Source organism: Agrobacterium sp. (assembly GCF_059499945.1).
In genome coordinates this window covers 71688-97507 of sequence record NZ_JCABZP010000011.1, presented here as the reverse complement: position 1 = coordinate 97507, position 25820 = coordinate 71688, and the positions used below count along the sequence as shown (strand labels likewise).

At 59.6% G+C, this 25820-nt stretch carries 24 protein-coding genes; 11 read left to right on the top strand and 13 right to left on the bottom strand.

Going from position 1 to position 25820, the window contains the following annotated elements; translation table 11 throughout:
• The first annotated feature begins 77 nt into the window (after positions 1 to 77).
• Complete coding sequence (locus AC5I5B_RS09490; RefSeq protein WP_003506481.1) at positions 78 to 431, top strand: hypothetical protein; 354 nt, start codon at positions 78 to 80, stop codon at positions 429 to 431.
• Between the two features lie 28 nt (positions 432 to 459).
• Here AC5I5B_RS09490 and uxuA read toward each other — a convergent pair whose 3' ends face one another.
• From uxuA to AC5I5B_RS09455, 7 genes are all read right to left on the bottom strand, one after another.
• Positions 460 to 1668: a mannonate dehydratase gene (gene uxuA / locus AC5I5B_RS09485; RefSeq protein WP_060726879.1), complete on the bottom strand. Its 1209-nt coding sequence runs from the start codon at positions 1666 to 1668 to the stop codon at positions 460 to 462.
• Positions 1669 to 1684: 16 nt separating this feature from the next.
• On the bottom strand, positions 1685 to 2731 hold the full coding sequence (locus tag AC5I5B_RS09480) for an L-idonate 5-dehydrogenase (RefSeq protein ID WP_003506484.1): 1047 nt from the start codon (positions 2729 to 2731) through the stop codon (positions 1685 to 1687).
• Positions 2732 to 2800: 69 nt separating this feature from the next.
• Positions 2801 to 4207 (bottom strand): TRAP transporter large permease, encoded by a 1407-nt coding sequence (locus AC5I5B_RS09475; RefSeq protein WP_003506486.1) that lies wholly within the window; start codon positions 4205 to 4207, stop codon positions 2801 to 2803.
• 4 nt (positions 4208 to 4211) lie between these two features.
• Complete coding sequence (locus AC5I5B_RS09470) at positions 4212 to 4784, bottom strand: TRAP transporter small permease (RefSeq protein WP_003506488.1); 573 nt, start codon at positions 4782 to 4784, stop codon at positions 4212 to 4214.
• Between the two features lie 61 nt (positions 4785 to 4845).
• On the bottom strand, positions 4846 to 5820 hold the full coding sequence (locus AC5I5B_RS09465; protein WP_060724724.1) for a sialic acid TRAP transporter substrate-binding protein SiaP: 975 nt from the start codon (positions 5818 to 5820) through the stop codon (positions 4846 to 4848).
• 62 nt (positions 5821 to 5882) lie between these two features.
• Complete coding sequence (locus AC5I5B_RS09460; protein WP_003506492.1) at positions 5883 to 6599, bottom strand: FadR/GntR family transcriptional regulator; 717 nt, start codon at positions 6597 to 6599, stop codon at positions 5883 to 5885.
• A 372-nt stretch (positions 6600 to 6971) separates the two neighbouring features.
• Positions 6972 to 7658: an HAD family hydrolase gene (locus AC5I5B_RS09455; protein WP_060724723.1), complete on the bottom strand. Its 687-nt coding sequence runs from the start codon at positions 7656 to 7658 to the stop codon at positions 6972 to 6974.
• Positions 7659 to 8066: 408 nt separating this feature from the next.
• Between AC5I5B_RS09455 and minC the strand changes: the two genes are divergently transcribed.
• Genes minC through minE form a run of 3 tightly spaced genes read left to right on the top strand, consistent with a single transcriptional unit; the run spans position 8067 to position 9903 of the window.
• Positions 8067 to 8795, top strand: coding sequence for a septum site-determining protein MinC (gene minC, locus AC5I5B_RS09450; protein WP_003506496.1), 729 nt, complete (start codon positions 8067 to 8069; stop codon positions 8793 to 8795).
• Positions 8796 to 8830: 35 nt separating this feature from the next.
• Positions 8831 to 9646, top strand: a complete 816-nt coding sequence (gene minD / locus AC5I5B_RS09445) for a septum site-determining protein MinD (RefSeq protein ID WP_003506498.1) — start codon at positions 8831 to 8833, stop codon at positions 9644 to 9646.
• A complete protein-coding gene (gene minE, locus AC5I5B_RS09440) occupies positions 9643 to 9903 on the top strand; it encodes a cell division topological specificity factor MinE (RefSeq protein ID WP_003506500.1) in 261 nt (86 codons plus the stop codon). The genes minD and minE overlap by 4 nt, the downstream gene beginning before the upstream one ends.
• Positions 9904 to 9945: 42 nt before the next feature.
• On the opposite strand, the gene AC5I5B_RS09435 is transcribed toward minE, so the two are convergent.
• The 3 genes from AC5I5B_RS09435 to AC5I5B_RS09425 all read right to left on the bottom strand — a co-directional run bounded on the left by AC5I5B_RS09435 (position 9946) and on the right by AC5I5B_RS09425 (position 14163).
• Positions 9946 to 10848: an amino acid ABC transporter substrate-binding protein gene (locus AC5I5B_RS09435; protein ID WP_111780275.1), complete on the bottom strand. Its 903-nt coding sequence runs from the start codon at positions 10846 to 10848 to the stop codon at positions 9946 to 9948.
• 72 nt (positions 10849 to 10920) lie between these two features.
• Complete coding sequence (locus AC5I5B_RS09430) at positions 10921 to 11814, bottom strand: amino acid ABC transporter substrate-binding protein (protein ID WP_112495711.1); 894 nt, start codon at positions 11812 to 11814, stop codon at positions 10921 to 10923.
• Between the two features lie 30 nt (positions 11815 to 11844).
• Positions 11845 to 14163 (bottom strand): EAL domain-containing protein, encoded by a 2319-nt coding sequence (locus tag AC5I5B_RS09425; RefSeq protein WP_112958634.1) that lies wholly within the window; start codon positions 14161 to 14163, stop codon positions 11845 to 11847.
• A gap of 344 nt (positions 14164 to 14507) precedes the next feature.
• On the opposite strand from AC5I5B_RS09425, the gene AC5I5B_RS09420 reads away from it, so the two are divergent.
• Complete coding sequence (locus AC5I5B_RS09420) at positions 14508 to 15866, top strand: amidase (protein WP_112958635.1); 1359 nt, start codon at positions 14508 to 14510, stop codon at positions 15864 to 15866.
• Between the two features lie 45 nt (positions 15867 to 15911).
• Here AC5I5B_RS09420 and AC5I5B_RS09415 read toward each other — a convergent pair whose 3' ends face one another.
• The 3 genes from AC5I5B_RS09415 to AC5I5B_RS09405 are packed head-to-tail and all read right to left on the bottom strand — an operon-like array spanning position 15912 to position 18923.
• Complete coding sequence (locus AC5I5B_RS09415; RefSeq protein ID WP_003506506.1) at positions 15912 to 16553, bottom strand: ThuA domain-containing protein; 642 nt, start codon at positions 16551 to 16553, stop codon at positions 15912 to 15914.
• A gap of 17 nt (positions 16554 to 16570) precedes the next feature.
• Positions 16571 to 17671, bottom strand: a complete 1101-nt coding sequence (locus tag AC5I5B_RS09410; RefSeq protein WP_111785064.1) for a Gfo/Idh/MocA family protein — start codon at positions 17669 to 17671, stop codon at positions 16571 to 16573.
• A gap of 52 nt (positions 17672 to 17723) precedes the next feature.
• On the bottom strand, positions 17724 to 18923 hold the full coding sequence (locus tag AC5I5B_RS09405; RefSeq protein ID WP_003506508.1) for an ROK family transcriptional regulator: 1200 nt from the start codon (positions 18921 to 18923) through the stop codon (positions 17724 to 17726).
• Between the two features lie 195 nt (positions 18924 to 19118).
• Between AC5I5B_RS09405 and AC5I5B_RS09400 the strand changes: the two genes are divergently transcribed.
• From AC5I5B_RS09400 to AC5I5B_RS09375, 6 genes are all read left to right on the top strand, one after another.
• Complete coding sequence (locus AC5I5B_RS09400) at positions 19119 to 20420, top strand: ABC transporter substrate-binding protein (protein ID WP_495752616.1); 1302 nt, start codon at positions 19119 to 19121, stop codon at positions 20418 to 20420.
• A 70-nt stretch (positions 20421 to 20490) separates the two neighbouring features.
• Entirely contained in the window at positions 20491 to 21429 is a 939-nt protein-coding gene (locus tag AC5I5B_RS09395) for a carbohydrate ABC transporter permease (RefSeq protein ID WP_003506511.1), read from the top strand.
• Positions 21422 to 22270 (top strand): carbohydrate ABC transporter permease, encoded by an 849-nt coding sequence (locus AC5I5B_RS09390; RefSeq protein ID WP_003506513.1) that lies wholly within the window; start codon positions 21422 to 21424, stop codon positions 22268 to 22270. Before AC5I5B_RS09395 ends, AC5I5B_RS09390 begins: the two co-directional genes overlap by 8 nt.
• Before the next feature lie 17 nt (positions 22271 to 22287).
• Positions 22288 to 23361, top strand: coding sequence for an ABC transporter ATP-binding protein (locus AC5I5B_RS09385; RefSeq protein ID WP_107677408.1), 1074 nt, complete (start codon positions 22288 to 22290; stop codon positions 23359 to 23361).
• Between the two features lie 144 nt (positions 23362 to 23505).
• On the top strand, positions 23506 to 24558 hold the full coding sequence (locus tag AC5I5B_RS09380; protein ID WP_060724713.1) for a sugar phosphate isomerase/epimerase family protein: 1053 nt from the start codon (positions 23506 to 23508) through the stop codon (positions 24556 to 24558).
• 21 nt (positions 24559 to 24579) lie between these two features.
• Positions 24580 to 25767, top strand: a complete 1188-nt coding sequence (locus tag AC5I5B_RS09375) for a Gfo/Idh/MocA family protein (protein WP_112593208.1) — start codon at positions 24580 to 24582, stop codon at positions 25765 to 25767.
• Positions 25768 to 25820 lie beyond the last annotated feature (53 nt).

Below are 25820 nucleotides of genomic sequence, written 5' to 3'. Positions count from 1 at the left end.
CGAAAAGTGTGATTAATTGGGCGAGGCGCGAAAAAGACCCGCTTCCGTTTACGCGCACGGCGCTTTATTGTGACGCCATGATGACAAATAGACTTCCGAAATATGTCGCCTGGTCGGTTCTTCTGCTGATCGTGATCGTTACAATCTGCCCGATCGGATTTCGGCCGCACACGCTGACGACTGTTGGCATAGACCGCGCCGCCGCCTTCGCCTTCTGCTCTGCCGCCTTCGTGCTGGCCTATCCGCGTTATTGGCTGGCGATCATTATGGCGGGCATTGTCGCAGCTTTCGGGATCGAGGCGCTGCAATTCCTGTCCCCGACACGTCATCCGCAGCTGACGGACGGCGCCGTGAAAGCCGCTGGAGCGGTTGCCGGTGGACTTGCAACCTTCTCCTATCTCTTTTTCCGGGCGCGGTTGACCGCAGGCTGACGGAACCGTCCGCGGTCAATTCTCCTGTTCAGCCTTTGCCGTTCGCAAGACCGAAACGGCTGTGCGACAGCGTGCGCTCGATGCCGCGCAGTTCCGCAAGCCCCTTCAGCCGGCCAATGGCGGGATAACCGGGTTGCGCGCCGCGCGTCAGATCGTCGAGAATTTCCTGGCCGTGATCGGGGCGCATTGGAATGGTGTGGTCTTCACGGCCCTCCGCCCGGCGGCGCGCCTCTTCGGTGACGAGTGCGGCGATGACGGCGACCATGTCGGTTCCGCCTTCCAGATGCTCGTCTTCGAAGAAGGAGCAGGGCACGGTGTCGGTGTCGCGCGTCACGTTGCGCAGATGCACGAAATGGATGCGGTCAGCAAAACGGCTGGCGATGAAGGGCAGGTCGTTATCCGCCCGCGCGCCGAGAGAGCCGGTGCAGAGCGTCACGCCATTGGCGCGGCTATCGACCTTTGAGAGCATATGGGCATAGTCGGCCTCGGTGGAGAGGATACGCGGCAGGCCGAGCAGCGGCCACGGCGGATCATCGCCATGGGCGCAGATGTTGATGCCGACTTCTTCGGCAACCGGCGTCACCTCGGAGAGAAAGTCGACCAGATTTTGCTGCAACCTTTCGCGGTTGATGCCGTGATAGGAGCGCAGCTTTTCCAGAAGCTGGGCGAGCGTATAACCATCCGCCGAGCCCGGCAGACCCGCGCCGATATTGCGCCCGAGCGCTGCGATTTTTGTATCCGGCATCTCAGTGAAGCGTTTTGTCGCTTCTTCTACCAGCCAGTCCGGATAATCGGCCTTTGCGTCGGGGCGCTTTAGGATGTGAATATCGAAGGCGGCGAAATCGGTAAGATCGAAGCGCATCGCCTTCGCGCCGTGTTTGGTTTCCCAGCGCAGGTCGGTGCGGGTCCAGTCCAGCACGGGCATGAAATTGTAGCAGACGGTGCGGATGCCGGAGGCGGAAAGGCGGCGCAGCGTCTCCTGCCAGTTGGATATATGGGTTTTCCAATCGCCGGTCTGGGTCTTGATATCCTCGGAAACCGGCACGCTTTCCACCACGTCCCAATAAAGACCGCCGGCCTTGATGGCCTCATGCCGTTTGGCGATCTCGTCGACCGGCCAGACGTCACCGGTGGCGATGTGATGCAGCGCGCTGACAATGCCTTCCGCCCCCGCCTGAGCCGCATCCTGAACCGTGACCTTGTCGACCGGGCCGAACCAGCGCCATGTATGTCTCATCTTAAGTCCTCAAACATTATTCTGCGGAAAATGTCAGTTGCACCTTGCAGGCCGCGGATCGGTCTCCGGCCTGTTCGAATGCGGCTTTCGCCTCGCCAAGCGGGAAACAGTGGGAAATGATTGGCCGCACATCGATCTTGCGGGTGGAGATGAGCCCCGCGGCGATGGCGAATTCATCGTGGAAGCGTTGCGAGCCGCGCCATAGGATTTCCTTGCCCACCAGCGCATTGAGCGGAATGGTAATATCGCCGGTCACGCCCACCTGCACGATGGTGCCGCGCGGACGCACGCAGGCGAAGGCGCTGCGGAGCGCGGGGCCAGCGGCGGAGCAATCGAAAATAACGTCGAAATAACCCTTGTTGTCCTGATAGGGCAAAAGCGCCTCGGCATCCCTTGCGACATTGATCGTGCGATCTGCACCCATGGCTGGCGCACGTTCCAGCGCCGCATCGGTCAGATCGGTCGCAACGATGATGCTTGCACCCCCATGGCGGGCCGCGGCGATGGTCAAGAGCCCGATCGGCCCGGCCCCCGTCACCAGCACCTTCGCGCCAGCGAGATCGCCGGCCTGCGCTGCGGCATGCAGGCAGACGGCGAGCGGTTCGGTGCAGGCAGCTTCGGCGGGCGAGGTGGCGTCTGAAAATGTTGTACATTGTTTTGCCGGAACCACGAGCCGGTCGCGGAACATGCCGTGTTCGTGCGGCAGGCGCATGGCGCTGCCCATGAAGCGCATCTCAAGGCAGTGGATCGGCTGGCCCTTCTGGCAGAAATGGCAATGGCCGCAGGGTTGCGAGGGATTGACGGCGACGAGCTGGCCGATGGCGAGCCCGTTGACGCCTTCCCCCAGCGCCCGTACATGGCCGGATGCCTCATGCCCGCAGATGATCGGTTCACGCACCCGGACCGGGCCGAAGCCGCCATCCTGGTAATAATGGAGATCGGAGCCACAGATGCCGCCCGCCGCCATAGTGAGCAGCACTTCGCCGGGACCCGGCTCGACGAGGTCCTGCGTTTCGACGCGAATGTCCTTCTGGCCGTATAGACGTGCCACGCGTGTCTGCATGACGATGCCCTCATGTCTGTGTATGGAATGAATGAACCCGCGCGGCGAACCGCGCGGGCAGGGGTTTCGTCAGCGGATCAGGCCCATTTCGGTCGGCAGCCACAACGTGATTGCGGGAATGAAGGTGATCAGCAGCAATGCGACGAACAGCGGCACCAGCCACGGCAGGATGGCGATGGTGGTGCGTTCGACGGAGAGTTTTGCCACGCGCGAGAGCACGAACAGCACCATGCCAAGTGGTGGATGCAGCAGACCGATCATCAGGTTGAGCGTGATGATAAGGCCGAAATGCACCGGATCGATGTTAAATTGCAGCACCAGCGGCAACAGGATCGGCACGAGGATGGTGATGGCCGCAATCGTATCGAGGAAGCAGCCGACGAACAGCATCAAGAGATTGACCAGCACGAGGAAGATCCACTTGCTGTCGGTGATCGTCAGGATCGCCGCAGACAGAAGCTGCGCCGCCTGGCTGACGGTCAGAAGCCATGCGAAGACCGAGGCTGCCGCGACGATGAAGAGCACCGAGGCAGTTGTCTCGATGGTGTCGAAGGTCGATTTCGCCAGCGTCTTGAAGGTCATCGTGCGGTAACGGACGAGCCCGAGGAACAGCGACCAGAGCACGGCCGCGACGGCTGCTTCCGTCGGTGTGAACCAGCCCATGGTCATGCCGCCGATCAGGATCACCGGCGTCATTAGCGCCATCACGGCGGAGAAGTCGAAATACCAGTCGCAGGCGAGCAGGATGACCAGCACGATCAGGATCGACAGGTTCAGCGACAGGCCAAATGCCGTGAGGATATAGATGCCGAGCGGCACCATCATCACCACGAAGACTTCTATTGATGCACCAAAGATGGTTCTGAGGCTGAAGGGCGTATCGGAGCCCCAGCCCTTGATATAGGCGAAGACCGCAACCGTGATCATCATCAGCAGCGTCATGACGACACCCGGAATGATGCCGGCCATGAACAGCGCGCCGATGGAGACATTCGCCATCATGCCGTAAATGACGAAGGGCAGTGATGGCGGGAAGATCGGTCCGAGCGTCGCGGAAGCGGCGGTGACGCCGACGGCCGCTTCGACCGGATAACCGTGGTCCTTCATGGCCTTGATTTCGATGGTGCCGATACCGGCGGCGTCGGCAAGCGCCGTGCCGGACATGCCGGAAAAGATCACCGAGCCGATGATGTTGACCTGTGCCAGGCCGCCTTTCATCCAGCCGACGAGCGCGACCGCGAAGGAGTAGATACGTCCCGTCACCCCTGCCGTGTTCATGAGATTACCGGCAAGGATGAAGAAGGGAACGGCCAGAAGCGGGAAGCTCTCGACACCTGCAATCAGGCGCTGCGCCGCGATGATATCAGGCGCGACATTGTAGAACACGATGTAGAGCAGCGAGGCCGAGGCCATGGAAATGGCGACCGGCAGGCCGATCAGCATCAGCAGAAGAAATGAGCCGATAAGAAGCAGCATCTGATCAATCCCCCGCGCTCTGGAATTCTTCGGGCCGCTCCAGAACGGAATAGCCACGCCGCATATTGTCGATGAAGACCTGCACCGACCGGAAGAACATCAGCACGAAAGCGGCCAGAACCGTGTAGAAGACGATGTTGCGCGGAAGCGCCACGGTTACCATCTCCTCATCTGCGACGATTTCCAGATAGCGCCACATCAGCCAGGATGTGTAAGCGAAGAAGACGATACGCAGCACATCGACAAGGATCGACATGACGCGGGCCACCTGCGGCGGCACATAGTGATAAAGCACATCCACCTGGATGTGACGCGACATGCGAACGCACATGACCGAGCCCAGAAACACCACGCCGATCAGGCAGTTGACGGCGATTTCCTCCGTCCAGGCGTAGCTGTTGTTAAGCACGTAGCGGGTGAAAAACTGGAGGAACACACAGCCCGTCATCAGCCAGAAAAGGCCGAGCGTGACCCAGTCCTCGAATGCATAGACCTTGAGATCGACCTCGGGCGGCGCCTCGTCGAATGTATGGGCGAGTTCCTCAGGCGTGACCTGAGTATGGATTTCCTGCGACATTGAGATATCCCGTCTGGAGAGAAAGGGCGGTGCGGCAAAAGGAGCCGCACCGGATCTTGCTTCACTTGACGGCGCGAATGGCTTCCCAGTCGGCCTTGTCGTAACCGAAGTCCTCGAACTTCACTTTTTCGATGACGTTCTTCTCGAAGTCGGCCTTGTCGACTTCGGCGACGGTCAGGCCGCGCTTCTTGAAGTCTTCGACGAGGCTTTTTTCGCGTTCATCGATTGTCTTGGTGGTCCGCTCGGCGGCCTGCTGCATGACCTCGGTGAAGATTTTCTTGTCTTCATCGGAAAGCTGCGACCAGAGGTTCTTCGAAATCACCGTGTTGAGGTGGTCGACGATGTGACCGGTCAAGACGATATTCTTCTGCACCTCAAAGAACTTCTTCGCCTCGATGGTGGTCAGCGGGTTTTCCTGTGCGTCGACGGTGCCGTTCTGGAGCGCCAGATAGACTTCCGCAAAGGCAATCGGCGTCGTGTTGGCACCGCAGGCACGCGGCATGGCGAGATAGGCTGGAACATCGGGAACACGCATCTTCAGCCCGGCCATGTCGGCGCAGGCGGTAATCGGCTTGTTCGATGTCGTGTGGCGCGTGCCGTAATAGCTGACGGCGGCGATGTGGTTGCCGGTTTTATCTTCGTAACCCTTGGCGAGGCGCTTGAAGATGTCGCTCTTGGTATAGGCGATCAAATGGCTCGGATCGCGGAAGATATAGGGGAAATAGGTGACGCCGATCGGCTTGAAGTCACGCGCCGCGAAGCTCGAGCCGGAAATGATGATATCAACGGTGCCGATCTTCAGGCCCTGATTGATATCGGCTTCCTTGCCAAGCTGAGAAGCCGGAAAGACATCGATCTTGTAGCGGCCATCAGTGCGCTTGGCGATTTCTTCTGCGGCCCAGACCGAATCCGTGTGGAACGGTTCGGAGGTTTCGTAAACATGGGCCCATTTCAGCGTGGTCTGTGCCTGCGCCGCCAGAGCGGAAAGCAGGATGGCGGCTGTTGCACCCATCAAAGTCGACAATCTGATTTTCATTCTTAACTCCTCCCGAATTAAAGTCAGATTTTTCATTTCCCCCGTCGCCGGTTTGGCGGCGGTTATTCTTCTCCGATCGCTTCCTCCCCGAAGCTTTCGGAAAATCTCTTCTGCGACAGCGTCAGATGCTGCCGCATCGCCTCGCGCGCCCCTTCCGGGTCGTTGGCGGCAATGGCGTCACGGATTACCCGATGTTCCTGCACGGCGAGGTTCCAAGTGTGCGGGCCCTCGAAATAGCTGGCGAGCTTTTCGAAAAAGGGTGACAGGCTGCGCTCGTCATAGATCAGGCCGGTAAAGCGATTGAGCGCCGAATTGCCGATGATGTCGGCAATCGCAGTATGGAATGCCCGGTCGAGATTGAGCGCCTGCGGTGAATTGTCAAGCGCGCCGGCCATGCGTTCGATGATATCGTCAAGCTTGGCGATGCATTCCGGCTTAGCAAGCCGCGCGGCTTCCTCGGCAATTGCGCTTTCGATGATGCAGCGCGCCTGCAGGATTTCGAACGGACCATGCGCATCCGGCACCGTCGGCTTTTCTTTAGCCTGTTTGCCGGCTGCGCTGACATAGACGCCCGAACCCATGCGGATATGGATGTGGCCCTCCACTTCCAGAACGATGAGGGCTTCACGAACCGTCGGGCGGGAAACGCCGAAACGTTCCGCAAGATCCCGTTCCGCCGGCAAGCGCTGACCTTCGGTCAGCTCCCCGCTTTCGATGAGCAAACGAATTTGTTCCGCGACCAGCCGGTAAAGGCGGCGCGGCTCCAGAGCCACAAACATGATGTCCCTCCCAGCGCGAAAGTCTCCCCCGATCGCGCAAGCGGTAAGATGGTCTTACCAATTTTATTAGGGCGCATTTATGTGGTGCTGTCAATTGGCCGGTGTGGAAAAGTGCGAGGCGAAAGACTTGCGGCCGACGCAGAGGCTTGGCATTTGCCTCACTCCGGGGCTTTTTTCATTTCCGCCATTCCGGACTTGAACCGGAAACCAGCCAGCCCAAGTCATCGGACCGAGGGTGATGGCAAAGTCCGAAAACGTCTCCTCCGTCATGCTCGGGCCTGTCCCGGGCATCTGTAACCGATCGGCTTTGCGATACGTGTTTGGATCCTCGGGACAGGCCCGAGGATGACGGTGCATGTGTGGGTTGGCTTTTCAGCTCTTGCTACCTGCGAGCTTCAAGCCGCCGTCGTCGCCGATGATGACATCCAGCTCACCATACCCGCCAATGGAAAGATGCGGCGTTTCGATCGGGTGGGAATGGGTCACGTTGATGACCACCACCGCGGCGCCCATGCGTTCTCCGGCCTGAATGCCTGCGGGCGCGTCTTCGAAGACGACGCAGCTTTCCGGCGCAACGCCCAGCCTTTCGGCCGCCTTCCTGTAGCCTTCGGGATCGGGCTTGCCGTTGACGACATCGTCCGCACAGATCATGACGGGTGGCGGCGTAATGCCGGCCGCGGCGAGCCGCCGTTCCGCCAGTTCACGCACGGCTGAGGTCACGATGGCCCACTTGCCTGCCGGCAAAGATGCGAGGAAGGCTGCGGCGCCCGGTATCTGGATGATGCCGTCCACATCATCCATTTCGGCGCGCAATATCATGTCCGCCTCTGCATCCACATTAAGGCCGGGAACCGCCTCCCGGCGGATCACCTCCGAAGCCCGCATGCCGTGAATGCGCTGCAGGAAAGCAACCGGCTCGATGCCGTTAGCAACGGCCCACTCCCGCCAGACCCGCTCGACGACGGCGATCGAATTGACGAGTGTTCCATCCATGTCGAACAGGAAGGCCGCAAACTCTTGCGAAAAAATCTGGTTCTGCGGCGGGACTTTGCTGTGCATCTCATTCTTCCATTGGAACTGTGGGGCAGCCCGTATCTACAGTATTGGGAGACATAACGGAATCGCTTTTCCATCTAGGGAATCGAAGGCCGGCGCAAGGTCGGTCGGAAATCCTGTGCCAGAATCGGACGTGCCGCGATCCCGTCGAGTCGATCTCCCCGGGGCAGGGAAGGAGGGGAGGGCGTGTCTTCGCTGAGACGTCAGCCTGCTGCAAGGATGAGCTGTCATCATAGGCATTCACAGCGGGTGGAATATCGCGAAATCAAAAGGTAGCCGAGGTTTTTGAAAGTTCTGCGCGAGGAGTTTCGCAAGGGGAATTTTCTTAACGATTTCCCTTCTTTGGGGTCGGCGTTAACCATTTGTTAACCATATTCGAGGTACCTAATTGTCAACGATTTATTTACCAAGATGACCAAAGTGCTAACAGACCAGCGTTCGATCCGTATCAAAGGCCGCTCCTTCCTCGCAGTCGTCCTGTCCCCCGAATCTCCGGTCGATCAATGGCTGGAGAGGCTTGATGATCTCGCCGCCCGTTCGGCGGGCTTCTTTCTGTCGCGGCCGGTGGTTCTCGACGTCTCTGAGCTGTCGCTCGACAAGGCGGGCCTGAAAGAACTGCTGGCGGCGCTGACGGAGCGCAATGTCGGCATCATGGGCATTGAGGGTGTTCGCCCATCGATGATCGAGCCGGGCATGCCGCCATCGCTGAAGGGTGGAAAGCCCGCTTCCGATGTCGAAGTTGAGCCGGTCGCCATCGCTGCCGAGTTGCCGGAAGAAAAGCCGCGTGCTGCCGGTGAGGTCAGGGCCGTCGTGCCGTCACTGGTCATCAACGAGCCGGTGCGCTCCGGCCAGTCGATCATGTTTCCCGAAGGCGACGTGACCGTCATCGGCTCGGTCGCCTCGGGCGCGGAAATCATCGCCGGCGGTTCGGTGCATATTTACGGCGCCCTGCGCGGTCGGGCCATGGCCGGTTCGCTCGGCAATGTTTCGGCGCGCATCTTCTGCCGCAAGCTCGAAGCGGAGCTTCTGGCCATCGACGGCGTCTACAAGGTGGCCGAGGATATTGACGACAAGCTGCGCGGCCAGCCCGTTCAGCTCTGGCTGGAAAACGATACGATCAAGGCCGCAAAACTCGGCTGATAACAGATAAACACACAGGAACAGGAGAGAGCCATATGGGGAAGGTAGTCGTTGTAACTTCCGGCAAGGGCGGGGTCGGCAAGACCACCTCGACCGCAGCGCTTGGCGCCGCATTGGCGCAGAACAAAGAGAAGGTCGTGGTCGTCGATTTCGATGTCGGTCTGCGTAACCTCGACCTCGTCATGGGTGCTGAACGCCGCGTGGTTTACGATCTCGTCAACGTCATCCAGGGCGACGCCAAGCTGACGCAGGCGCTAATCCGCGACAAGCGCCTCGAGACGCTGTTCCTCCTGCCGGCCTCGCAGACGCGTGACAAGGACAATCTGACGCCGGAAGGCGTCGAATGGGTCATCAACGAGCTGAAGAAACATTTCGACTGGGTGATCTGTGACAGCCCGGCCGGTATCGAACGGGGCGCGACGCTCGCCATGCGCCATGCAGACGTGGCCGTCGTTGTCACCAATCCGGAAGTCTCCTCGGTGCGTGATAGCGACCGCATCATCGGCCTGCTCGATTCCAAGACGCTGAAGGCCGAACGCGGCGAGCGCATGGAGAAGCACCTGCTTCTGACGCGTTACGATGCTTCCCGTGCCGAGCGTGGCGACATGTTGAAGGTCGATGACGTTCTGGAAATCCTTTCCATTCCGCTGCTCGGCATTATTCCGGAAAGCACGGACGTGCTGCGTGCTTCGAACGTCGGTGCGCCGGTCACGCTGGCGGATGCCCGTTGCGCGCCGGCCATGGCTTATTTCGACGCCGCTCGCCGTCTCTCCGGCGAGGATATTCCGGTGGTCATCCCGGGTGAGAAGCGCGGCATCTTCTCCAAGATCTTCGCAAGGAGGGCTGCATGAGCATCTTCAGTCTTTTCCGCAAACAGAAGTCGGCACCGCTTGCGCGTGAGCGTCTGCAGGTGCTGCTCGCCCACGAAAGGGCATCGTCCGGCTCCGATCTCGTGGCTATCCTCCGGGAAGAAATTCTCGGTGTCATCGCCAAGCATGTGCAGATCGACAGCGACCGGGTGCATGTGAAGATGGATCGCGACGAACATGTCTCCATTCTGGAGATCGACGTCGAAATCCCGCTTGGCGCGGACCTGCGCGCTGCCTGAAGACATTCCGCCAAAGACGCCGCCCGCCACCGGGCGGCTTTTCTATTCCGCCGTCGTATCGACGGGTTTGCGAAACGCTTCCTCCAGGTCACCGGGCAGCGGGCGTTTCAGGTTTATCCCGTTCGGCGGGATCGGCGCGTTGAACCATTTGTCGTAGATTTTTTCGATTTCGCCGCTGGCATAGATTTCGCCGAGCGCTTCGTTGACGGCATCCCTGAAGCCGGTATCACCGTGCCGGAGCATCAGGCCATAGGGCTGGGGCGGGGCGAGATATTCGTTGGAGATGACATAGTCTTCCGGCTTGCCCGTTTCGGCGACGAAGGATCGCAGAAGAATATCGTCCATCACGAAGGCTGATGCGCGGTTTTCCGTCACCATGTCGAAACTGCCCTCGGTGCTGTCATTCTGCAGCACGGCAATGTTCAGCCCCAATTTGCGATTGAGCACGTTGAGCTGGCTGATATTGATGGTTCCCGTCGTCACCACCACCGTTCGTCCGGCAAGATCGGCGACGGTGTTCAGACCGCTCGATTTCAGCGCGACATAACGCGTGCCGGTAATGAAGTGGCTGTAGGAGAACCACACGGCCTTGCGCCTTTCCTCCGTATTCGTGCTTGCCACGCATTCCATATCCATCGTGCCGTCATTGAGAAGCATGATGCGGTTGCTGGGCGTGCGCTTGACGAATTCGACCTTCAGTTCCGGCAGGCCGAGCTTTCTCTTGATGGAATCCGCCACCCTCAGGCAGAGCTCGATGCTGTAACCGATCGGTTCCGATCCGGTGCCAAGATAAGAAAAGGGAATATTGCGATCGGCATAACCGAGCTTGATCGTGCCGGTTCTGGCAATGGTATCAAGCGTCGGCGGTTGGGCACCGTCACTGGCCGCCTGGGCGGGCAGAAGACTGAGGAAAAACAACAGAAGCCATAATGTCGATCTCTGCATCGCGCATCTCCAGCCAAAATAATCCGTCAAAACATCTTCATGAAAATCGATAGGAGTTGGCGCTTTGCGCTCTCAGTCCTGGTATTCGCTTGGATATTCGTAGGCCTGTTTTAATGACGCGGCCATTGGCAGGTTCAGGTTCATGCCGTTGGGGGGAATGGGCTTGGTGAACCATTTTTCATAGAGGCCGTGAATGGCCGGCCCGGTGAAGATATGCCTGAGGCTTTCATTGACCGCCGCTTTGAAAGCCGGGTCGTTGCGCCGGAAAACCAGGCCATAGGGTTCGGGCGCGCTCAGCGTTTCCTCGGAAAGCGCATAGAGGTCCGGGTTTTTCGATGTCGCCGCCAGCGCCGCGAGCAATATGCCATCCATGACAAAGGCGGAAGCCTTGCCGGAAACCACGAGTTCGAAGGCCTCCTCATTGGTCTTTGTCGGCATCACCGAGATGTTGAGGTTCTTCGCCCGGTTGACGGCGTTGAGCTGCTCGATATTGACGGTGCCGGAGGCGGATGTGACGGACCGTCCGGCGAGATCGGCAAGGCTTTTCAGATTGTCCTGCCTGCGGGAGAGAAACTGCGTCGCGGTCATGAAATTGGGATAGGAGAAATCTACGATCTTGCGGCGTTCGTTATTGTTGGTCGTGGCCGCGCATTCAATGTCGATCTGGCCGCTGCGGACAAGGATGAAGCGTGTCGCGGGCGTTGCCTTGACATATTCGAGCTCGATGCGGTCGAGCTTCAGCTTCCTGCGAATATCTTCGCTGATCGCCCGACAAAGATCAGTCGAGAAACCAGTGACCTCGCCATCAGGCAATTGATAGGAAAAGGGCGGTTCGGCCTCGCGATAGCCAATGCGGATCTTGGCGGTTCTGGCAATCTGCTGAAGCGTGTCGCCTTCGCCGGCGGCCTGAAGGGGCGTGATGGGAGCAAAGCATGTGAGGAAAAGGCAAAATACTGAAAGACGCATTTTATGTCCTCTGGGCCGGCGGCCGGTTTCTCAAATGGCTTTTTGTGGTGGGCAATAGATTTCCTGTGTCGGTCGACCGATGTCGCCGAATTCATCCTGCGCAATCGGAGCGATGACGGCGCGGTTCTTGAGAATTCGGGCAAGCGGCGCGGGCTCGGCAAAATAATAGCCCTGCGCTTCGTCGCACCCGGAAAGCTTGAGCGCTTCGACCTGCTCACTGTTCTCAACGCCTTCGGCGGTGACCTTCAGGCCAATCTGTTCAGCCATGTCGATGACAGTGTTGACGATGGCCGAACACATGGGATTGGCCGGCAGGCCGGAGACGAATTCCCGGTCGATCTTGATCTTGTCGAAAGCGACATGGGTTAACGTGCTGAGCCCGGCGTAACCGGTGCCGAAATCATCAAGAGCGAGGCGAACGCCTCTTTCCTTCAGCAGTTTCAGGGCCCGGGCGCTGCTGTCACGCTCCAGCATGGCCGTTTCCGTCACTTCCAGTTCAAGCCGTTCCGCCGGGAAGCCGGATTTCTCAAGCGCCCGGTCGACGACAGGGACGATGTCGTCATTACAGAGCTGAACGGCGGATAGGTTGACGGCGAGCTTGATATCCTTCGGCCAGGTCATCGCATCCATGCAGGCCTGTGCCAGAACCCATTCGCCCAACGGCCTGATGAAGTTGTTTTCTTCGGCAAGCGTGATGAAGCGGTCCGGGGTAATGAGGCCAAGCTTGCTGTGTCGCCAGCGGGCCAGCGCTTCATAAGCCACAATGCGACCGCTCTGCAGATTGACCACGGGCTGGTAGTGCAGCTCGAATTCGTGGTTTTCGAGTGCGGATTTCATGTCTATTTCCAGCGCATGCTTATGCTGCGCCGCCATGTCCATGCCCGCCTCATAGAAAACGAAATAACCACAGCCCATGGATTTCGCCCGGTAAAGGCCGAGATCGGCGTGTTGCAGAAGCTGCGTGGCGGATGTGCCGTGGCCCGGCGCGCAGGCGATTCCGATGCTGGTATCAATGCTGATGTCGCTGCCTTCGAGGCCGAAACTGCGCGAGACGGCATGCACCACCCGCGCGGCCAGCATCGCCGCATCGCTCTCGCAGTCACCGTTTGTCGACTGTATGATTGCGAATTCGTCGCCACCGAGGCGACTCACCATATCGTTTTCACCGAGCACGGAGGAAATCCGCGAGGCCACCGCCACCAGCAAGGCGTCACCGGCGGCATGTCCGAGTGTGTCATTGACGGCCTTGAAGCGGTCGAGATCGAGCAGCATGACATTGAAGGGCTGGCCGGACGCCGACAGTTGCTCCAGACGGTTTTCCAGCGTCTTCATCAACAGCACGCGGTTTGGAAGTCCGGTCAGCGCGTCGTGATGAGCCATATGCTCCAGCTGCTGCGCCATATCGCGTATCTGCCGCAGGCGTCCACGCTCCAGAACCGCCTCGCGCAACGTTTCGATGGCGGTCGCCATGTCGCCGATCTCGTCCCGCCGCTCCTGAAACGGCGTGGCGACATCTGTTTCCTCGCGGGCAATCCGCAGGGTCGCCTGCACCAGCGCCGGGACCGGTTTCAGGAAATGCCGGGCAATCACGGTCACAAGCACACCGGTGACGGTCAAGACCACGATCAGCGCGGCGAGTGAATTATAGATGAGCTTGCGCTGCGCGCCATAAAGCGCGTCCGATCCGCCGATGCTGACGGCGACCGCGCCGATCGGTTTCTTCGTTTCCGTGCTGATGATCGGCAGCAGGCCGATATAATGGCTGGATTCGCCGATGGTCGCAAAACCGGTGGAAAAACGCGCGGCGACCGCGTCTCTGGAAAAGATGGGATCGGTGGCGAGCGGCTTTTCGTCGTCATCGGTGGCGTTGTCGAAGGCCGCCGCGATCTGGCGGAAGCCGGAAGCGGCCTCATCATAACGGAAAAGCCAGACGGCATTCTTGGTCTGCGCGCCGATAAGCGCGAGAACGTCGCTGGGGTTGAAGCCGGTGACGAGAATGGAGTCATCATCGCCGATCGGCTTGTCGGTCAATATGCCGTTGACCTGCCCGTCGGTATCGGCGGTGACGCTGACATAGGTATAGATGCTGCGAAGCGTGGCGCTGGCGATCTGCGAATTGACGCGGGCCTGGTTGAGCCATTGCTCGCTGGCGGCGGCAACGAACATGTACCAGCCGACGAGCGCGCCAATGCTGTAGGAAAAGATCACGCCGCCCAGGAATATCAGGGTTATCTTGCTGGCAAGCGACCGCCGCCGCGAAAACCGGCCTGTTTCCGGCTGCGTCGGTGAGCGAAGCGTGTGGCCCGGTTCAACCTGTCTATCCGTCCCGCGATAGGCAGTCTCTTCCATTCGCGATAGTCCCCCGCGATGTCGCGTTATAATTGTTTTATGGAATTTTATAGGGCATGCGTTTCAATGATGTCTGCTAAATAATTCAACAAAGTTTAGAGGCGATTAAGAATTAATCCGTCTTTTTATAGTCGTAGCTTATATAAGAAATGGCATTCATGCACCTTAGGTTGAAAAAATCGGAGGTTAGAGATGAAGCGTCAAGGATAGACTCCAAAATTCTGCGATCTTCGTCATGTTTCCTGATCTGGCGTGTGGGGCATAGATCGCGCGATGATTGACCTTGCCAACGGGTGGATAAACGGCATGTTGTGCGCAACATGCCGTTTTCAGGGAAGATATCCATGGCTCACAGAGGCAAAAATATCGCGCAGCTTTCCGTTCTCATCCAGAGCGGCCATCTCGATCCGCGTACCTTGGCGGAGGAGACGCTGGATGCGATCGGCAATGAGGGCGATCAGGCCATTTTTGTCGAGTTGACGGCCGCGCGGGCCATGGTGGAGGCGGAAGCCGCGTCAAAACGCATTGCCGAGGGCCGTTCCTGTGGCGTGCTTGATGGCATTCCGGTGGCCTGGAAGGACCTTTTTGATCTGGAAGGCATGGCGACCACGGCCGGATCGACGGTGCTTGCGGATGATGCGCCTGCGTCTCGCGATGCTGATGTGGTGACGGCGCTGAAACAGGCGGGCATGATCTGCATCGGCCGCACCAATATGAGCGAGTTCGCGTTTTCCGGTCTCGGCATCAATCCGCATTATGGCACGCCACGCAATCCTGCTTCTAAGGATGGTCACCGTCTGCCGGGCGGCTCTTCGTCCGGCGCGGGCGTCACTGTCGCCGCTGGTCTGGTGCCGGTGGCGATCGGCACCGATACGGGCGGATCGGTGCGTATTCCCGCCGCCTTCAACGGTGTGGTGGGTTACAAGGCAAGCCGCGGCCGCTATTCGATGCGTGGCGTTTATCCCTTGGCAAAAAGCCTGGATTCGCTCGGGCCGCTCACGCACACCGTGCAGGACGCCGTCTGGGTGGATGCCGCCATGCGCGGCAAGGCGGCTGCAGACGTCCAGCGTGCGCCTCTCGCGGGCCTTTCGCTGGTGGTGCCGGAAACTGTATTTTTCGATGGCATAGAGGATGGCGTTGCAGCCGCTTTCGAACAGGCGGTGGAACGTCTTGTCCGCGCCGGTGCGTCGGTGCGGCGGCAGGCATTCCCGATTTTTTCGGAACTGTTCGATCTTATCAAAGAAAAGGGTGCGCTGGTGACGGCGGAAGCCTTTACCCTGCACAAGACACGGCTGGAAGGTGTGGATGCCGCGCGCATGGACCCGCGCGTGGTTGCGCGAACGAGGCTTGGTGCAAATATTTCAATGCCTGATTATATCGCCATCATCGAGGCGCGCGAACGCATGACGGCGGCGTTTTCAGGCATGATCGGCAGGCAGGAACTGCTGGTGTCTCCGACATTGCCGCATGTTGCGGCCAAGGTCGCGCCGCTTCTCGATGACGACGATGCCTTTTTCGCCATGAATGCGAAAACCCTGCGAAATACCCAGATCGGCAATTTCTTCGATCTCTGCGGCGTTTCCATCCCTTGCGGGACGGGTGAAGCAGACATGCCGGTTGGCCTGCTGCTTTCCGGTCTACACGGCTCGGATGACCATGTTCTCAGCGTGGCGATGGCGGCGGAAGAGATTATTCGCGGCTGATGAAAGGAAAAGGCGGCCTTGTTTGGCCGCCTCTCAATGCACGCTTCAGCGCGCCGCCCAGTTGGCGCCGCGGCGAAACATGGTCTTCATCTGCGGTACGGAAAATTCCTTGGCCTGATGGCCGAGCGCCGAATAGAAGACGCGGCCTTTGCCATATTTGCGTTTCCAGACCACCGGCATCACCACGCCGTCGATCCACCAGGCGTGGTCGCCGGTGAATTTCGTCGTGGCCAGCACCTCGTTGGAGGGGTCGACATGCATGTAATATTGCTCCGACGTATAGGGGAAATCGGAAATTCCCTCCATCAGCGGGTCGTCGGGGCGGGTGATGTTGACCGTGTAATCGATGATATTGCCGGGGTGGGCGACCCATTGGCCGCCGATCATGAACTGATATTCCACGCATTCGCGGAAACTGTCGCCTGCACCGCCATGGAAACCGGCAATGCCGACGCCGTTTTCGACGGCGGCCGTGAGGTTCTTGATCTCTTCCTTCTCGATCTTCGACATGGTGACAATAGGCACGACGAGGCTGAGATCATGCACCGACGGATCGGCGAAAGCCTCCGTGCTGTGCTCCACATAGACCTTGAAACCGTCTTCCTCCAATATGTCCTTGACGATGGTGGCGCATTCCTGCGGCTCGTGGCCGCTCCAGCCGCCCCAGACGATGAGTGCTTCGCGCATTTATTTCCTCCTCGGGATTATTTGCCGAGCTGGCCGTCGACCAGCGATGTTTCGAGCGGCGCAGGGCGCTCCGCTTTGGTGGTGATGGAAACGGTCGTGCCGCTGTCCGATGCCGTCTGGAAGGCTTCCATGACTTCCAGCACATGCAGGGCGAGATCGCCATTGGCGCGGTGCGGACGGTTCTCGCGGATCGCGTAGGCCATATCTGCAACGCCGATGGAGCGATAATTGCCGTCAGCATAGGGCGACGACAGCGACTGCGGCTCGAACTGGCCGCCCTTTTTCAGCAATTGCACCTCGCCGCCGAAATGGTTGGGATCGGGCACGATCAGCGTGCCTTCGGTGCCGTAGAGTTCCAGTGGCACATGTTTGTGGCCCGCCACATCAAAGCTCATGCCCACCTGCACAACGGCGCTGTTCTCGAAGGCCAGCACGCCGGACACATGGGTGGCGACATGGACGGGGATTTTTTCACCGTTCTTCGGTTCGCTGGTGATGAGGCGCTCATTGCGCGGTGCAACGGCAAAGCCCGCCACCTTGGCGACCGGGCCGAACAGGTTAACGAGATCGGTAATGTAATAGGGGCCCATATCGAGCATCGGCCCGCCGCCGACCTCGTAATAGAAGGCCGGGTTGGGGTGCCAGCGCTCATGGCCGGGGCACATGAAGGTGGCTGTTCCGCCAACGGGCTGGCCCAGCACACCCTCGTCAATCAAGCGGCGCGCGGTCTGGTGTCCGCCACCGAGGAAGGTGTCCGGAGCCGAGCCGATGCGCAGGCCCTTTGCCTTTGCCGCGTCTGCAAGGCGTTTGCCTTCCGCGAAATTGATGCCGAGCGGTTTCTCCGAATAGGCGTGCTTGCCGGCATCGAGCGCGCGCAGGCCCACTTCCACATGCGCCTTGGGGATCGTCAGGTTGACGATGATTTCCACTGACGGGTCGGAGAGAAGTGCGTCGATGCTGGTTGCCTTCAGGCCGAATTCGTCCGCCCGCGCCTTCGCCGCTTCCTCGTTCATATCCGCCAGTCCGCGAATGTCGAGAATGGGAAACGACGCCATGGCCTTGAGATAGGCGCTGGAAATGTTGCCGCAGCCTATGATGCCGATACCGACCTTGTTCATATGATTCCTCCCGTAAATCAGAAATACCTGGGTCTGTGCTCAACCCCGTGGGCTAGAGCGCTGGCCCGGTTGTGTTCCATGGCGATTCGTAAAGTTCGTAAAGCGCAACGGCCGCGGCCCCCTGCGCCCACAATTCGTCGCTCGCAACATCGAAAACCAGTTCCGCGACACCGGCCAGCGATGGCGGCACGGCGGCGTTGTAGCTGTTGCGAATGCTGGCGATGAAAGGTTCGCCAAGTTCGAGGCTGGAGCCGGTGATGATGACCCGCGGCGGCGCAAACAGCGTGACGATATTGGCAAGTGTCAGGCCAAGTGCTGCGCCGGCGCGCAGGGCCGCTGCGATGAGATCGTGATCTTCGGCCGCAATCAGCGCATGGGCATGCTGCATGCCACGGCCGAGCCGGATCGCTTCGGCAAAACGCCCGTCCACCGGGCGCGAGCCTAAAATGGCATTTTCGCCCGCCTGGCTTGCCAGCCGCACCGTGCCTTCATTGGCAAGGCCGATGACGAGGTCGCCGAGATTGTGGCTGAGACCGCCCGCACCACGAAACAGCTGGTTCTGGTGCAGCACGCCAAGCCCGAGTGTCTGTTCCAGCGAAATCAGCACCATGTCTTCGAGATCGCGCGCATGGCCGAACCAGTGGTGGGCGAGCGTGATGGCGTGGGCGTCACTTTCGATGATGGTTGGCGAATTCAGCCGCGCCGTCATTTCCTCGGCAAAGTTGACGTTCACTTCGCGCAGGATAGGACTGCTGCGGATCCTGCCGGTGCGGTGTTCGATGACACCGGGCAGGCCGAGACAGACCATGTCCACATCCTCAAGCGAAAGACCGGCATCGACGACGCAGCGTCGTACGCCGTCTTCCACCAGATCGGCGATGACTCCGATGGGCTGGCGGTCGACGCGGATCGGCAAGGCAAGGGTGGACAGCACATTGCCGCAAAAATCGGTGACGACGAAAACCATGCGGTTTGCGGCGATCTTGGCGCCCACAACGCGGGCGGCATCCGGGTTCAGTTCCAGCATCACGCGCGGTCTGCCGCGCGCCCCTTCGGTGCGGATATCACCGATATGGCGGGTGAGAATCAGCCCGTCATCGAGCAGCGAGGCGGTAATCGCCGAAACAGTCGTGGTGGAGAGCTGCGTTCTTTCGCTGATTTCCACCCGCGAGATCGGGCCATGGCGGCGGATGCTATCAAGCACGCTCAGCCTGTTGATCGCGCGCATCAATTCGGGGTCTGCGGTCTTCATGAGGTCCTGCTGCGATCGGGTTCGATCTAAAACGAATTTATATCGGATTGCGGATTAAATAACGTCTGTCGGGAGGGGTGTGTCAAGCGGTTTGGGTAAAAAATTGGCAAACCGCCTTGACATCGGGCAGGGCGTGGGGTGAATTAATCCGCATTGGGGAATAAATGGTGAGGAACCCCAGGGAGGATCACGATCATGACGTATTGGCACGCAGGCGCAAGCCTGAGCGGCAGGCGGATTGCCTTTGCCGCAACGACAAGCATAGCCCTGATGCTCGGCGCGGCCAGCGCCTCGGCAGCGACCGTCGTTAAATGGATGCATGTGGAGCTGGAACTCAAATCCGTGGCTGTCTGGGAGGAGATTGCCAAGGAATACGAGGCCAAGAATCCCGATGTCGATGTTCAGCTGCAGTTCCTCGAAAACGAGGCCTTCAAGGCAAAATTGCCGACGCTGCTGCAATCCAATGACGTGCCTGACTTCTTCTACAGCTGGGGTGGCGGCGTCCTTGAGGAACAGTCCAAGACCGGCGCGCTGAAAGATCTGACCGAAGTTTTCGACGCCGATGGCGGCAAGCTGCGTCAGGCCTATAATGCGTCCGCAATCGACGGCCTGTCCTTTGACGGCAAGGTCTGGGCGGTACCTTACCGCGTCAGCCTCGTCAGCTTCTTTTATAACAAGGAACTGTTCGCCAAGGCCGGCGTGAAGGCCGAGGACATCAAGACCTGGGACGATTTCAGCGCCACGGTCAAGAAGATCAAGGAAGCGGGTATCGTCCCAATCGCCGGCGGCGGCGGTGAAAAATGGCCGATCCATTTCTACTGGAGCTATCTCGTCATGCGCAATGGCGGGCAGGCCGTGTTCGATGCCGCCCGCAAGGGCGAAGGCGAAGGTTTCATGGACCCGGCGATCATCAAGGCCGGTGAACAGCTGGCCGCGTTCGGCAAGCTCGAACCCTTCCAGCCCGGCTATCTCGGCTCCACCTGGCCACAGGCGCTCGGCGTCTTCGGCGACGGCAAGGCGGCAATTATTCTCGGCTTCGACAATACGGAAGCCAACCAGCGCAAGAATGCGGGCGACGGCAAGGGGCTCGCCCCTGAAAATATCGGCCGCTTCGCCTTCCCGGTTGTCGAAGGCGGTGCTGGCAAGGCCACTGATACGCTGGGCGGCCTGAACGGCTGGGCGCTCACCAAGAACGCTTCCAAGGAAGCGATCGATTTCGCGGCCTTCCTGACCAGCAAGGAAAGCGAAGAGAAAATGGCGACCGCCGGCATGATCCTGCCGGTTGCCACGGGTGCCGCCGGTGCGGTGAAGAACCCGCTGCTGGCGGATTCGGCAAAACAGCTTGCCGCCTCCACCTGGCACCAGAACTTCTTCGACCAGACATTGGGCGCCGCCGTCGGCCGCGTCGTCAACGATATTTCAGTCGAGATCGTTTCCGGCCAGATGACCTCCGAAGAGGGCGCCCAGCAGATTCAGGACGCATTCGAACTGCGCTGATCTGACGGTTTTCATGGCAGCGCCGCGAATGTGCGGCGCTGCTTATCTGCCTCCATGAAAGCGGATAGAGATGACGGATATTTCCATGACTTCTGCGTCCATACCGGCGCGCGGCGCGACAAAGGCCAAGCGCAAGCAAAGTTCGGTCGCGCATGACCGGGCGCTGACCCTTCTGGTGTTTCTGCCGCCCGCGCTGTTGCTCTTTACCCTGTTCGTCATCCTGCCCATGGGCGAGGCGGCGTGGTACAGCCTTTACCGCTGGAACGGTTACGGCACACCGACCGATTTCGTCGGTCTGAAGAATTTCCAGGTCCTGTTCGGTAATGCCGCCTTCTCGCAGGCCCTTATGAATAACGGCCTGATCATCCTTATCTCTATCCTGATCCAGATTCCGCTGGCGATCTGGCTGGCCATGATGCTGGCGCACCGCATTCCCGGCGTCGTCGCCTTCCGGCTGGTGTTCTTTCTGCCTTATGTTCTGGCTGACGTCGCAGCGGGCCTGATCTGGCGCTTCGTTTATGATGGCGACTATGGTCTGTTCGCCGCCATTTCCAATTTCTTCGGCTTCGCAAATCCTTACGTGCTGGCCGACAAGGATGTGGCGATCTACGCCGTGCTCGGCGTCATCGTCTGGAAATATTTCGGTTTCCATATGATGCTGTTCATCGCCGGCCTTCAATCCGTCGACAAGAACGTGCTGGAAGCAGCCGAAATCGACGGCGCGTCCGGCTGGCAGAAATTCCGTTATGTCACGCTGCCGATGCTCGGTTCCACGGTGCGCCTGTCCGTCTTCTTTGCTGTGATCGGTTCGCTGCAGCTGTTCGACATGATCATGCCGCTCACCGGCGGCGGCCCGTCCAACTCCACACAAACCATGGTCACCTTCCTCTACACCTACGGCGTCATGCGCATGCAGGTGGGGCTTGGCAGCGCAGTCGGCGTCGTTCTCTTCGTCATCTGCGTGACGCTCGCCTTCGGTTACAAAAGGATTTTCATGCGCCATGACTGACACATCCACTTCCGTCCGCATGCCGCTGCAAACCAAGCTTTATCTTTATATATCGCTGAGCCTGATTGCGGCCATCGTGCTTATCCCGTTGCTCACCACCGCGCTCGGCGGCTTCAAGACGCTGGGAGACCTGCGTGTCAACCCGTTCGGTATTCCGGCCGAATGGCAATGGTCCAACTACGGCGATATCCTGCTTGGCAAACGCTATTGGCTGCAAATCTTCAACTCGCTGGTCATCGCGCTGCTGACGGTATTCCTGACGCTGACTGTCTCGGCCATGGCGGCCTTCACCTTCGCGCATGTGAAATTCTTCGGCTCGTCCTTCCTGCTCAATTATTTTCTGCTGGGGCTGATGTTTCCGGCGGCGACCGCCATCCTGCCGCTGTTCATTCGTATCCGCGATCTCGGCCTGCTCGATACCTATTGGGGTGTGGTGCTGCCGCAGGTAGCCTTCGGGCTGGGCATGAGCATTCTCCTGTTCCGCAATTATTTCCGTAATCTGCCGGACGAGCTGTTTCAGGCGGCCTTCGTGGATGGCTGCGGTTATCTGCGCTTCTTCTGGCATATTTCCGTGCCGCTTTCGCGGCCGATCGTGGCGACCGTTGGCATTGTCTCCTTCGTCGGCAGCTGGAACAGCTACATCCTTCCGCTCATCATGCTGAATTCGGAATCGAAATATCCCTGGCCGCTCGGCATCATGGTTTATCGCGGCGAATTCGGCACGGAATGGCAGCTCGTTCTCGCCTTCATCACGCTGACGATCCTGCCGACCGTCATCGTCTTCTTCCTCGCACAGAAACACATCATCGCGGGTCTGACGGCCGGTGCCGTCAAATCGTGACGTGAAAGGAGCAAAAAATGGCTTCCGTCGAACTTAAGGATATCCGCAAGTCCTATGCCGCGCTCGATGTCATCCACGGCATCTCGCTTGATATAACGGATGGTGAATTCATCGCGCTGGTCGGGCCTTCCGGTTGCGGCAAATCCACCCTTCTGCGCATGATCGCCGGGCTGGAGGAGATCACCGATGGGGATATTCTCATCGGCGACAGGGTGGTCAATGGCATGACCCCGCGCGAGCGCAACATCGCCATGGTGTTCCAGTCCTATGCGCTTTATCCGCATATGACGGTGGCCGAAAACATGGGCTTCAATCTGAAGCTCGCCGGCCAGCCGAAAAACGTCATTGAAGAACGTGTTGCGGAAGCCGCCCGCATGCTCGATCTCGGCAAGCTTCTGGATCGCAAGCCCTCGCAGCTTTCCGGCGGCCAGCGCCAGCGTGTCGCCATGGGCCGCGCCGTGGTGCGCAACCCGGCCGTCTTCCTGTTCGATGAGCCGCTGTCCAACCTCGATGCCAAGCTTCGCGTACAGATGCGCAGCGAAATCAAGGCTCTGCACCAGAAGGTCGGGACGACCTCCATCTATGTCACCCATGACCAGATCGAGGCCATGACGCTGGCAGACCGGGTGGTGGTGCTCAATCACGGCCGCATCGAACAGCAGGGCACGCCGCTCGAACTTTACAAGACACCCGCCAATCTCTTCGTCGCCGCCTTTATCGGTTCGCCGGCCATGAACCTCATCGAAGGCGTGGTCGATGGCGAGGGTGACCAGCCCGCCGCCCGGCTGAAGGACGGCACCGCGATCCGCATTGCCGCCTCCCGCAAGGTCAAGCGCGGCCAGCCGGTGACGATCGGGCTTCGCCCCGAGCACATCGGTTCGGCGATCGGCGGCGATATCTCGCTTACCGGACGGACGGTGCTGGTGGAACCGACGGGCGCGCAGACCCATGTGGTCTTCGAACTGGCGGGCGATCAGGTTACGGCAGTGGTGGATGGCGAGCAGCCGGTGAAGGTGAACACCCCGTTTGCAGCCACCGTGCATCATGAGCGTGTGCACGTCTTCGACAGGGCGAGCGGACTGGCGCTTTAAGCGCCTCCCGTCTTTTAAATGAAATACGGAAATTCTCTTGCCCCTCCGCTTTTGGGGCTTGTTTGAAAATCACGAGCGGTTAGCTTGGCGCTTGGGAACAAAGCGGGTTACCGCACAACTGTATCGATGCAGGAGGAGATTTTTATGAGAACGATCAAAGGGCCGGGTCTTTTTCTCGGTCAGTTTGCCGGTGATGCAGCCCCCTTCAACAGCTGGGACGGCATTACCAAATGGGCGGCGGAAAAGGGCTACGCCGGCGTGCAGGTGCCGACCTGGGCCGGGCAGCTGATCGATCTCAAAAAAGCAGCGGAATCGAAAGACTATTGCGACGAGTTCGCTGGTGTCGCACGCCAGAACGGCGTGGAAGTGACCGAGCTTTCCACCCATCTGCAGGGCCAGCTTGTCGCCGTTCATCCCGCCTATGATGAGGCCTTTGACGGTTTTGCCGCACCGGAAGTGCGCGGCAACCCGAAGGCGCGTCAGCAATGGGCGGTGGAGCAGGTGAAGCTCGCGCTGAAAGCCTCGAAAAATCTCGGCATCAAGGCGCATGCGACGTTTTCCGGCGCGCTTGCCTGGCCGTTCGTTTATCCGTGGCCGCAGCGTCCGGCCGGTCTGGTGGAAACAGCCTTTGACGAACTGGCGAAGCGCTGGACGCCGATCCTCGATTACGCCGATGAGCAGGGCGTGGATGTCTGCTACGAAATCCATCCGGGCGAAGATCTGCATGACGGCGTCACCTTCGAGATGTTCCTCGAGCGGGTGAAGAACCACAAGCGCGCCAACATGCTCTACGATCCCTCGCATTACGTGCTGCAATGCCTCGATTATCTCGACAATATCGACATCTACAAGGACCGCATCAAGATGTTCCACGTCAAGGATGCGGAGTTCAACCCGACCGGGCGGCAGGGCGTTTATGGCGGTTATCAGGGCTGGGTGAACCGCGCTGGTCGCTTCCGTTCGCTGGGCGACGGGCAGGTTGATTTCGGTGCGGTCTTCTCCAAGATGGCGGCCAATGATTTTGACGGCTGGGCCGTCGTCGAATGGGAATGCGCTCTGAAACACCCTGAAGACGGCGCCCGGGAAGGGGCGGAATTCGTCAAGGCGCATATCATCCGCGTCACGGAAAAAGCCTTTGACGATTTCGCATCAAGCGGCACCGATGATGCGGCCAACCGCCGTATGCTTGGGCTTTGAAAGCATTTCAGGGGAGATATTATGGCTATTGAAGGAAAGACAACGGACAAGGCGAACAAGCGGATTCGCCTTGGCATGGTCGGTGGTGGTTCGGGCGCATTTATCGGCGGCGTTCACCGCATGGCGGCGCGGCTCGACAATCGTTTCGATCTCGTGGCAGGGGCCCTGTCCTCGACGCCGGAAAAATCCCTCGCTTCCGGCCACGAGCTGGGGCTCGATCCCGAGCGTTGCTATGGTTCGTTCGAGGAAATGGCCGAAAAGGAAGCGCTGCGCGAGGATGGCATCGAGGCGGTGGCGATCGTTACCCCCAACCATGTGCATTATCCGGCAGCGAAGGCGTTTCTGGAGCGCGGCATCCATGTCATCTGCGACAAGCCGCTGACCTCCAATCTGGAAGACGCCAAAAAGCTGAAGCAGTTGGCCGACAAGGCCGATGCACTGTTCATCCTCACGCACAACTACACCGGCTATCCGATGGTGCGGCATGCGCGGGAACTGGTGGAGTCAGGCGCGCTCGGCACGATCCGTCTGGTGCAGATGGAATATCCGCAGGACTGGCTGACGGAAGCGGTGGAACAGACCGGCGCGAAACAGGCCGTCTGGCGCACCGATCCGGCTCAGTCCGGCGTCGGCGGCTCCACCGGCGATATCGGCACCCATGCCTATAATCTCGGTTGCTTCATTTCCGGTCTGGAAGCGGATGAGTTGGCGGCGGATGTGCATACCTTTGTCGAAGGCCGCCGGCTGGATGACAATGCGCATGTGATGCTGCGCTTCAAGCCGAAGGGCGGCAAGCAGGCAGCCAAGGGGCTACTCTGGTGCAGCCAGGTTGCGGTCGGTCACGAAAACGGGCTGAAGGTCCGTGTTTATGGCGACAAGGCCGGCATCGAGTGGACGCAGGCCGATCCGAACTATCTCTGGTTCACGAAGCTTGGCGAGCCGAAGCAGCTCATCACCCGTGGCGGTGCCGGGGCAGGAGCTGCGGCAGCACGCGTCACCCGCATTCCGTCCGGCCATCCGGAAGGTTATCTCGAAGCCTTCGCCACCATCTATACCGAGGCGGCGCACGCCATCGAAGCCCGCCGCACCGGCTCGGCGCTCGATAAGGCGGTTATTTACCCGACCGTCGATGACGGGGTTAAAGGCGTCGCCTTTGTTACGGCCTGCATCGAGTCCGGCAAGAAGAATGGCGGCTGGGTGAAGCTGTAAGACGAGGTTGCGGTATATTTCTTCTCCCCGTTGCCGGGGAGAAGACGCCCCTG

Bases quoted from the DNA above. Each gene is read 5' to 3' on its own strand.
- AC5I5B_RS09490 (WP_003506481.1), top strand. From the start codon at position 78: ATGATGACAAATAGACTTCCGAAATATGTCGCCTGGTCGGTTCTTCTG.
- uxuA (WP_060726879.1), bottom strand. From the start codon at position 1,668: ATGAGACATACATGGCGCTGGTTCGGCCCGGTCGACAAGGTCACGGTT.
- AC5I5B_RS09480 (WP_003506484.1), bottom strand. From the start codon at position 2,731: ATGCAGACACGCGTGGCACGTCTATACGGCCAGAAGGACATTCGCGTC.
- AC5I5B_RS09475 (WP_003506486.1), bottom strand. From the start codon at position 4,207: ATGCTGCTTCTTATCGGCTCATTTCTTCTGCTGATGCTGATCGGCCTG.
- AC5I5B_RS09470 (WP_003506488.1), bottom strand. From the start codon at position 4,784: ATGTCGCAGGAAATCCATACTCAGGTCACGCCTGAGGAACTCGCCCAT.
- AC5I5B_RS09465 (WP_060724724.1), bottom strand. From the start codon at position 5,820: ATGAAAATCAGATTGTCGACTTTGATGGGTGCAACAGCCGCCATCCTG.
- AC5I5B_RS09460 (WP_003506492.1), bottom strand. From the start codon at position 6,599: ATGTTTGTGGCTCTGGAGCCGCGCCGCCTTTACCGGCTGGTCGCGGAA.
- AC5I5B_RS09455 (WP_060724723.1), bottom strand. From the start codon at position 7,658: ATGCACAGCAAAGTCCCGCCGCAGAACCAGATTTTTTCGCAAGAGTTT.
- minC (WP_003506496.1), top strand. From the start codon at position 8,067: ATGACCAAAGTGCTAACAGACCAGCGTTCGATCCGTATCAAAGGCCGC.
- minD (WP_003506498.1), top strand. From the start codon at position 8,831: ATGGGGAAGGTAGTCGTTGTAACTTCCGGCAAGGGCGGGGTCGGCAAG.
- minE (WP_003506500.1), top strand. From the start codon at position 9,643: ATGAGCATCTTCAGTCTTTTCCGCAAACAGAAGTCGGCACCGCTTGCG.
- AC5I5B_RS09435 (WP_111780275.1), bottom strand. From the start codon at position 10,848: ATGCAGAGATCGACATTATGGCTTCTGTTGTTTTTCCTCAGTCTTCTG.
- AC5I5B_RS09430 (WP_112495711.1), bottom strand. From the start codon at position 11,814: ATGCGTCTTTCAGTATTTTGCCTTTTCCTCACATGCTTTGCTCCCATC.
- AC5I5B_RS09425 (WP_112958634.1), bottom strand. From the start codon at position 14,163: ATGGAAGAGACTGCCTATCGCGGGACGGATAGACAGGTTGAACCGGGC.
- AC5I5B_RS09420 (WP_112958635.1), top strand. From the start codon at position 14,508: ATGGCTCACAGAGGCAAAAATATCGCGCAGCTTTCCGTTCTCATCCAG.
- AC5I5B_RS09415 (WP_003506506.1), bottom strand. From the start codon at position 16,553: ATGCGCGAAGCACTCATCGTCTGGGGCGGCTGGAGCGGCCACGAGCCG.
- AC5I5B_RS09410 (WP_111785064.1), bottom strand. From the start codon at position 17,671: ATGAACAAGGTCGGTATCGGCATCATAGGCTGCGGCAACATTTCCAGC.
- AC5I5B_RS09405 (WP_003506508.1), bottom strand. From the start codon at position 18,923: ATGAAGACCGCAGACCCCGAATTGATGCGCGCGATCAACAGGCTGAGC.
- AC5I5B_RS09400 (WP_495752616.1), top strand. From the start codon at position 19,119: ATGACGTATTGGCACGCAGGCGCAAGCCTGAGCGGCAGGCGGATTGCC.
- AC5I5B_RS09395 (WP_003506511.1), top strand. From the start codon at position 20,491: ATGACGGATATTTCCATGACTTCTGCGTCCATACCGGCGCGCGGCGCG.
- AC5I5B_RS09390 (WP_003506513.1), top strand. From the start codon at position 21,422: ATGACTGACACATCCACTTCCGTCCGCATGCCGCTGCAAACCAAGCTT.
- AC5I5B_RS09385 (WP_107677408.1), top strand. From the start codon at position 22,288: ATGGCTTCCGTCGAACTTAAGGATATCCGCAAGTCCTATGCCGCGCTC.
- AC5I5B_RS09380 (WP_060724713.1), top strand. From the start codon at position 23,506: ATGAGAACGATCAAAGGGCCGGGTCTTTTTCTCGGTCAGTTTGCCGGT.
- AC5I5B_RS09375 (WP_112593208.1), top strand. From the start codon at position 24,580: ATGGCTATTGAAGGAAAGACAACGGACAAGGCGAACAAGCGGATTCGC.